This is a genomic window from Helicobacter labacensis, assembly GCF_003660285.1.
Lineage (GTDB): Bacteria > Campylobacterota > Campylobacteria > Campylobacterales > Helicobacteraceae > Helicobacter > Helicobacter labacensis.
In genome coordinates this window covers 1-8,850 of sequence record NZ_QXQQ01000040.1, presented here as the reverse complement: position 1 = coordinate 8,850, position 8,850 = coordinate 1, and the positions used below count along the sequence as shown (strand labels likewise).

Sequence of the window (8,850 nt, the reverse complement as noted above, 5' to 3'; positions counted from 1 at the left end):
CACATACTCTAACACCCCTAAGTCCTTATGCGGTCTGCTAGGCTTTTGCACATTGCAAGGTGTGGGCACGAACACATCTTTATACACCACTCTAGGCGCACACCCTAGTAAGAAAAAGGCTAAAAGGATTAATCTTTTCATGAAGTCCTCTAAAAGCCTCTACAATTCACACTAAAGCATAACCACTCGATCGATCAAATCTGCCAAATTGTTCGCATCTAAGTTGTCTAATGCGAAGTAATACGCCATGTTCATTCCTTTTTTAAAAATTCTCTCATCCGTGTAAAGCTTCCTATCTAAGCAAATATTAAGTATTTTTTCTATAGGCTCAATTGGATGGTTTCAACGATGCGTCTAAGTAGGACCCGTGTTTAACCACTGGTGGACCTGCGCTATCTTTGAGGTAGTCGTATGTAGTTACCATCTTTAAAATCTAACCCTTGTTCTAATTTCCCATGTTCTTTGTACATCGTTTTTAAAGTTAATCGGTTATTCTTTTTCCCCACAGCCTCCACCACAATAGCGTATCCGTTGGTTTGCTTACCAATTGTGATGGTGGTTAAATCATTATGCTTTACAACTTTCATCAAGTCCGCATTATTCACAATCTCCGGATAACTAGCTATATCCTCATGTGTTACTGCTGGTTGCTTACTCTTTTCTACTAAAGGACTACCCTTCCCATGCCTTTTTTCAATGTGCTTTAACGCATCCCCATCAAAAAGCATTTTCACAGGTCTATCACTCTTAAAGCCCAAATGCTCCAAAATCTGCGGATTCGTTAAATCCCCAATCCACACCTTAACATCTTTACGCTTTTTAACCTCCTCTAAAAACTCAGGTGTTACCTCCTCTGGGCTAATTTTTCTTAAAGGTCTCTTAGGGTCTAGCAAATCATCACTACTAGGCGGTTTCTCCCCTCCATTGCCCCCTCCTGCCCCTTTAGATTCCTTGGGCGTATACTTAGCTGGGAACACCGCATTAGCCTTTTGCCCATGCATTTTCTCCCACTTGGCAATGAGCTTTTCATACAAGTTCTTAATTTCTAGCAACTCCTTTTCTTGTTGGGCACTGAGTTCTTGCATGTGCGCTAAATCCTGGCGCATTTTAGGGGTTACCCCCTGTGGGTCTATTTTTTCTATCTTTTTGATAAGGCTGTTGAGTTTGGCTAGTCTGGGGCTTAGATTAGGGTAAAAGTGCTCTAAAAGCCCTTCAATACCGATGTGTTCATCAAGTTTTAGACCTATCTCTTTAGCGGCATCAAGGTTCTTATAGTAATACTCTTCCCTATATTTTATCTCCTTAGCGATTTTGTTATAAGCATCGCTTCTTAGCTTCTCTTGGGTGTTGCTCAAAGTGGCGTGGAACTGCGCTTTTAATTCAGCATATCCCCGGCATTCTTTCTAAACTCTTGGGCTTTTTGGTATCTAGCTAGATATTTTTTAGCCCTCTCAATCTCTCTTTCATAGCCCTCTATGATGCGCTTGTGTAGGTCTATGTCTCTTGCGTCTTGGTTTGCCTCTAGCTGTTCGTAAAGTTTTTGTCTTTGTGATCTAGGAGCCTTGCTAAGTTTCTCACTAATTGCCCTTGCCTGCTCCTCTAAATCCCCCCTTTGGGCGATCTCAATCTTTTTCTTTCCATCCTCTATGAGTACAGGGTGGTTGGCTATGGTGTGCTTTGCATCCCAGATACTTCTTTGACTAAAGCGTTCTCTTAATAGATCGTGTATCTGCTCGGGTTCTAGTTGCAACTCTGCTAACTCTTGGGGGGTTTTAAGGGGGGGTGTGGTAGTATCCTCTTTTGAGTTTAAGGGCAGAGTCTCGCCCTTAGTCAAAGAGTCAGAGTTGCGACCTTGACTCTTGCTCGCTAGACTTTTAGAATTGTCATAAGCTGTTACCACCCATCGGTTATTGCCGATTTTAACGCCCTTTTCATTCCACCCCTCATTTAAGCCCACTTTGTAGCCCTGATAAAGGATGTTATAGCCATTGTGGGTTTTAACCACTTCCCCGTTATGGATGATGTCCCTTATGCCATTGCCTAACTTCTCTTCTGCATTCTTTCCTGCAAACTCCTTAAAGTCATCAAGGTGTTTTTCTACAATCTTGCTTAAGCCATGACCTTGTATCTTGCCCTCTTTGTTTTTCACTGCCCCCCACACCAAATCAATATACCCCAACCCCTCTTTATAAAACGCCCCGGCTACTTGCCCGCGTTTTTCTTTTAAAAGCTTTGCTACAGCTTGTGCGCCTTTGCCTGCATATTCGGCAAAGTTCTCCCCAAAAGCGGGGTTAGCTTCAAGTTTAGAGGCTTTCTCTGTGCTACTAACTTCACTTTTAGAGGTCTCCTGCTTTTTAACTGGAGGCTTTTGCGCGCTCTGCTTGGGCGTATACTTAGCTGGGAACACCACATTAGCCTTTTGTCCATGCGCTTTTTCCCACTTGGCAATAAGCTTTTCATACAAGCCTTTAATTTCTAAAAGCTCTTTTTCTTGTTGGGTCTTGAGTTTCTGCATGTGTGCCAAACTTGCACGCATACCCGGGCTAACCGCTTGTGAATCTAACTTTTCTATCTTTTGGATCATCTCCTCCATTTTGGCAACTTGTTCGTACATGAGATAATCGTTTGCTCTTGCTAGCCCGGGTTCTATGTTCACAAGTGTTTCCTTGGAGAGGTTGTGGATAAAGTCCTCATCATCGATGTAGTTTTTCAATGTGGCGATGAGGCTTTGGTTATTTTCGCCACGCGCGGTATAATCATGGATGATGTTGTCGATAAACTCGCTTTCAAGGGCTTTTACTTGTTTCTTTCTAGGCTTAGAAGTGTCTTTAAGGGGGGTTGTGCTATCTTTAGCTTCGCCCTTTTGAGCTAGATGCCCATGCTCAAACCCTTTGGGGCTTGTAGATTGGTCGAAAGTCTCTACAGGGGGGCGTTTATACTCGTAAGCCGTGATGACCCAATGATTATCCCCCTCTTTAAACCACCCTTTAGACAACCCGACTCTAAATTCCCCTTGTGCTGTGGGTTCAAAAATGGTTTTAATGCCTGTGGGGCTAGTCCTAAGCGCGCCATTTTGGATTAAGTGCTCTAGCCCATTAACTAATTTTTCTTGGGGTGTATTGCCCTTAAAGCCTTTAAAATCATCTACATGCTTTGCTAGGATTTTCTCTAAGCCTATACCCTTATCTTTTGCTCCCCACACCAGATCAATATACCCCAACCCCTCTTTATAAAACGCCCCGGCTACTTGCCCGCGTTTTTCTTTTAAAAGCTTAGCTACCGCTTGTGCGCCTTTGCCTGCATATTCGGCAAAGTTTTCGCCAAAGGCGGGATTGGCTAGAATGGCTTTTGATCCACGCTGATCTAAAAGCATTTGCCCGCCTTTTTTGAGCGCGTCATCTACCTTTTTAAAGGTTTTAAAATCCCCAAAATGGGCTACATGCCATAAACCTTCTTTGTCCTCTCTCAAGTCTACAAAAGTCTTTACCCCCCACTTTTCTTCTCTAGCAAACAAATACCCTTCCTGTGTTTTAAGCACCACACTAGGGCTATCTAAAACATTTCTTAGCCTTAAAAACTTGGAATAATCTCTGTGATAAACTTCGTAAAGGGCTTTTTGGGAAAGTCTTGGCGTGTTCTCTAGTGCATTGCTAGGGGTGTAGTAGCCCTCATGGCGTTCTAAGGCATAAGTCTCTTTTAAGTTATTATAAAAATTCTCCTTGTGTCTTAAAAGGTTTCTAAGCTGTTCTGTTTCTTGTAACGCTCTTCCCCAACTTGTCCGAATAGGCACATAGGGGAACTTAATTTTTGCAACCCTAAACTTAGGCGCAAGCTTAGGATCAAGCTTGGGGGGCTCTTTGGATTCAATTTTAAGCGCTGTTGTGCTATCTTTGATCACACTATCTAAAGGCTTGTCAATGGATTCATCTATTCCCTTACCCCCGGTTAAAATCTCGTCTTTTTGGTTTAATACAGAGTCGGGGCGGTTGTATGCTATATCTGCCCCGGGTGAAGAAGGCATGTTTGAATTTGACTTTAAGGCTAAATCTTGGGAGTCGTTTAAGTCTATGGAGGACTTTCTGACTAATACAGACTTTTCAGAAGTGGCGTTTTTATCCGAACTCAAGGCAAAAGAAGTTAAAGCATTGATATCTAAATCTAAATCTTGAGCGATACGCTGACTCTCTCTAACTAACTCTTGTATTTCTTCCTTGCTCAAAGTCGGATTAACTGCTTGTTCTCTTAAAATGTGATAAATCTCGTCTAATCTTTTCTTAATATCCCAACTTTGGGCGGTGTGTAATTGTATTTCACTGCCTACCCCATTGTATTCAAATTGCACATGGATACCCTTGTATCCACTCTGGCGGTGGTGTAGCTCTGTAATAGGGGTGATACCCTGACTCTCTAAAGTGTCTAAAATGCGCACCAACTGGCTATCTAATTGGCTTTTATCTGGGGCAATAATAGCCCCCCTCAAATAATCATTAATGCCACTTATATCCCCCCTCTTACGCTTAATCTTGCTCTCAATGCTTTCTACACTCTTTACAATATGGCTAGCCTCTAACTGGCTACTAGGCTGGGCTAACCCCTCTAAGAGTTGTTTAAAGTCTGCTTCTTGCTCTTGAGCCTTGTTAAAAAGCGCGCTGGCTTGGGCTTGGTATTTTACATCTTTACTAGGCGCGCTTGCTTTTAATTCCTCTGCCTTAAGAATAGCGCGCTTTATCTGCTCGGGGCTTAAGCGCGTCGCTCTGCCCTCCTGTAAAATTTGCGCTGCGCTTTTAATATCCTCTTTGGAAAAAATACGCTGTTCCACCCCGCTTTTAAAAGGCAAAGCTAGGGTGATTTGCTCCCTCCTCCACTCTATCATCTTTAAGGCTTCTTTAGAGCTCAAGCCCTTAGCGTGCGCGTCTTGGACTAGCTGCGCCGTGCTCTTATACTCTAGCAATTTAGCCGGGTCCAACACCTCTACATCTATAATCTCCACCTCTGTGGGCTGGGTGAAAATCTTTTGTGTGGGTCTGCCCTCAATGCGGGTTAAAGTCCTCTTTCCTGTGTCCTCCCCAAAGAGTGATGGGGTCTTGGTATCTAGGGGGGGCTCTTGTTTCAACGCCTGTGCGCTTCTGGCTTGTGTTTTCTCTTGGGCTTGAATCTTGGGATTGCTCGCTAAAGCTAATCGTGCCTGACTTGCCTTTTTTTCTAATCGGGGCAAAAGCCCTAACACCCTGCTTAAAGCTTGTGATCCCTCTGCATTGCTTAATAGTGTATAGGCAAAGTCCCACATATTCACATCTTTTAAAGCCTTTTGCGCGGGCAAGTCTAAGTCCCCAAAAGCTAGTCTGGGTCCAAAGAGTTCTTTAAAGGTGTTGGGCAAGTTAGTGAGAAACTCGTGTAAATTTTGGCTAGGGTTTTCAAGGCGCACAAAACGCGCAAAACCTACGCCTAGCAACTGGGCTAAAGCGTCTTGATACACCTCTGGGTTTAACTCTTGGACAAACTGGTTAGTTCCGTCCTTCTTGGTGGTGTTGATCAATCCAACAGACTTTCATAGAGATCGTTTAGGTTTTCATGGCGTGCGCCTGCTAGCACGCTTCTAGCTGTGGAATCTATGGCTTGGGCTAGATAGGGAGCAATGTGCAAATTAGCTAGATTGGAGTCTCTGGCTAGTTTGTAGAAATTGCTCGCGTTTTTGACAAACATATCTTTTAGCTTGGTGAACTCCTCAACACTTAGGAGCTTTTGGGCGTTGTTTAAAGCTTGGCTTAGGCTGATATTAGGCGTGTTGCGCGCTACATGGGCTAAAAGGGCTAGATTAGCCCCTTCAATGTCGGGCATCTGGGCTTGTTTGTCTAAATCTTTGGCGATATAAAGGGCTAGAGAGTCCACGCTTTCATGTTTGTTGGCGACAATCTTATCTATCTCTGCGGGGTTGATGTGCGCATCGTATTTACCTAGCGCGCTCATGAGTTTGTCCCCATAAGTGTGCGCGCGCTCTTTATTGCTCGCGGCTGCTAGGTTGATGATCTCCTGCTTGTCTAGCTCTTGGCTGGGTGTGCGCATTAATAGTTCGCCCTCTTTGAGTTGCACCCCATAGTTATCTAAGATGGCTTGCTGGTAAGCGCGCTTACTTGAAGGGCTAAACTCTTGCATCGCCTTAGCGCGGTGGTTGCCTGCTAGCACCTGCCCATCGCTTAAGATCACGGGCAAATCATCAAAACCCCCTCTATTAAAAATCATTCTGGGGTTGAAATGTTGGGCGATCTGTTCTATGCGCTTGGGGTCTACTTGGGTGCGCGTTTGTGTGCCTACCCCGGCGTTGAAATTGGGCTTAATGTCATCTGCCCTGACTATAACAAAATCTAAAGGGTAGATGTGGGTGTCGTCTAGGCTAACCGCGCTTTTAAAGCCCTCTAGTTTTTGCATGGGAATGCTTTTGCCTAGCTCTAAATTCTTTTCATTCTCTTTCCCCCCTGCTTGGGCTTGCTTGTTCTCTAGGGCTTCTTGTTGCTCTTTGGCTCTCTGCTGGGCTAAAGCCTCTTGTTTAGCCCTGTTAGCTTGCTGCTGCTCTAAAGCCTCTTGTCTTTGGCTCTCTCTAAAGGCTAGTGCCTGCTCTCTAGGGCTTAAGGGGGGTGTTTGGGGGGATGTGCTATTCTCTTTTAAAGGAGTTTGTATGTTTCCATTGCCTGAAGATAAATTAGTGTTTTTGTTCAACACAGAATCTAAACGATTGTATGCGCTCGCATCGTTTAATGGTGGCGGTTCTTTTGAATTTGATTTTAAACGCAAAATGTGGGTTAAATTCCCTTCTGTAGCCTCTTTTAGAGAATTTACAGACTTTGCAGAGCCTGAGAACTCTGTAGAAATCACCTCAAAAGAGGCAAAATCCTTAATATCTAACTCTAAAGCCTGAGCTAGTTGGCGACTTTGGGCTCTAAGTTGGTGGATTTCTTCTTCTGCTAATGTCGGATTAACTTCTTGCTCTCTTAAAATATGGTAAATCTCATCTAATTGCTTTTTAATCTCCCAATTCTCAAGCGTGTGTAATTGTATTTCACTCCCTACCTCGTTATAGTTAAATTGGATATGCACGCCCTTATACCCGCTGGTGTTTTGCTTATACTCAATGCGGTGGGGTATGCCTTGGGTTTGCAAGTGCTGGGTAATATCCACAAGTTGGGAATTTAGGTGTTCTCTACTGGGCGCAATCACCGCCCCTCTTAAAAAGTCATTGATAGCCCCTATATCCCCCCTCTTGCGCTTAATCTTACTCTCAATGCTTTCTACACTCTTAAGTAAGTTGCTAGCCTCTAGGCTATATTGCCCGGGTATGCTCTGCAATAACCCCCTAAACCCGCTTTCTTGCGCTTGGGCTTTATTAAAAAGCTCCTTAGCCTGCTGCTTAGCTTGAATTTTAAGCTCTGTGGGAGTAGCATATTCTGTAGCGGTAGGCAGTTTAGGACTGTAACCGCTTTGGTAATCTGTAAAATTGCGGTTACTATAAAAATCAAAAACCTTTTTCCCATCGTTAAACTCATCCACCACCACCCTTAAACTCACGCCATCTTTTTCTTTAAGCGCATAAGCATAACGCAGGGCATCTTTTCTAAGCTCAAAGCTTGTGGCATCTATTTCCCCATTGCGCAACACAAAACCTATATTTAAGAGTTCTGCGCTATTGAGCCCTCCGGTCTTTTCCTCCCCAAAGTGTTTGATAAGAATTTTTCTAGCCCCTATTTTGCGGCTGCCTGTTTCTAGGATATAGAGCTCTTGTAAGTCTTTGCCCTGTAGAGTGGTGCTAGGGATTTCTCCCTTAAAGACTTTTAAAATCTCTTGTTGTTCGGGGTTTAGGGTGCTAGGGTCTATCTTGTTTAATGCCTCTTGGGCTTTATGATCTTTAGTGTGCTCTGCGCCCTCTTGAATTTTAAGCTCTTGGGTGGTAGGGTCGGCTTGGTGGCGACTGATAGCGTCTAAGGGGAGGCTCGCATCTGTTGCGACTATGGACTTCCCGCTATCTTTAGATAGTCGTATATTCTCGCCACCTTTAAACACGGGGCTATTTTCTAGTTTCCCCCCCTCTTTATACATCGTCTTTAAGATGAGTTGCCCATTCTTTGCGCCCACAGTTTCAACGACTATAAAATACCCATCAATCTGCTTTCCACTTATTAAAGTCCTAATATTATTGTGTTTTTTGATTTGGATGATGTCCGCGTCATTCACCATATTTGGATAGTTGGCTATATCTGCAATTTCTATAAAAGGTTGCCCTCTTTTGGCGTGTATAGAATCCTTGCCATGTCTGCTTTCTACATGTTTGAGGACATCACCCTCAGCGATAAATTTTAGCGTTTTGTGAGGGTCTAACTCCAAATGCTCCAAAATTTGCGCATTAGTTAAATCCCCCACCCATATTTTGGCATTAGTTTCTTTCACCCTCTCTAAGAGCTCTTGTGTGATCTCCTCCGGTCTAGCTTTTCTTAAAGGCTTGTTAGGGTCTAATAGATCACCACTACTAGGCGGCTTATCCCCACCCCCATTCCCTAAACTTCCCCCATCTCCACCTAGAGGCTTACCCCCTCCATCTTGAGCGGGGCTTGTCCCCTCTGGGGGCTTATTGCTTCCTGTGGGGGATTCTCTTGGGGGGAGTGCTGCACTACCTGAAGGGGGCACATCATCTGGGGGCATTCCCCCCTCAATCTCTCTAATAAGGGCTTTGGTGGCGTTGTCAAAGTCCTCTCTGCTAGCTAGAGCGCGCAAGTGGGTTTTAAACTCGCTGACACTATGGGACTTGTGCAACGCGCTTTTTAGATGATGCCTTAAAGCTGCTCCGCTCACCTTATCGTTTAA

The 8,850-nt window shown here is 44.1% G+C and carries 3 protein-coding genes; all 3 read right to left on the bottom strand.

All coding sequences use genetic code 11. The features are described from left to right. Positions 1-392: 392 nt before the first annotated feature. Complete coding sequence (locus EAO33_RS08625; RefSeq protein ID WP_120946360.1) at positions 393-1,355, bottom strand: PBECR3 domain-containing polyvalent protein; 963 nt, start codon at positions 1,353-1,355, stop codon at positions 393-395. Between the two features lie 20 nt (positions 1,356-1,375). Beyond that, on the bottom strand, positions 1,376-5,536 hold the full coding sequence (locus EAO33_RS08620; protein WP_120946358.1) for a putative barnase/colicin E5 family endoribonuclease: 4,161 nt from the start codon (positions 5,534-5,536) through the stop codon (positions 1,376-1,378). Then, on the bottom strand, positions 5,533-8,850 hold a 3,318-nt coding region (locus tag EAO33_RS09190; RefSeq protein ID WP_162982275.1), incomplete at its 5' end, for a PBECR3 domain-containing polyvalent protein. The genes EAO33_RS09190 and EAO33_RS08620, both read right to left, overlap by 4 nt.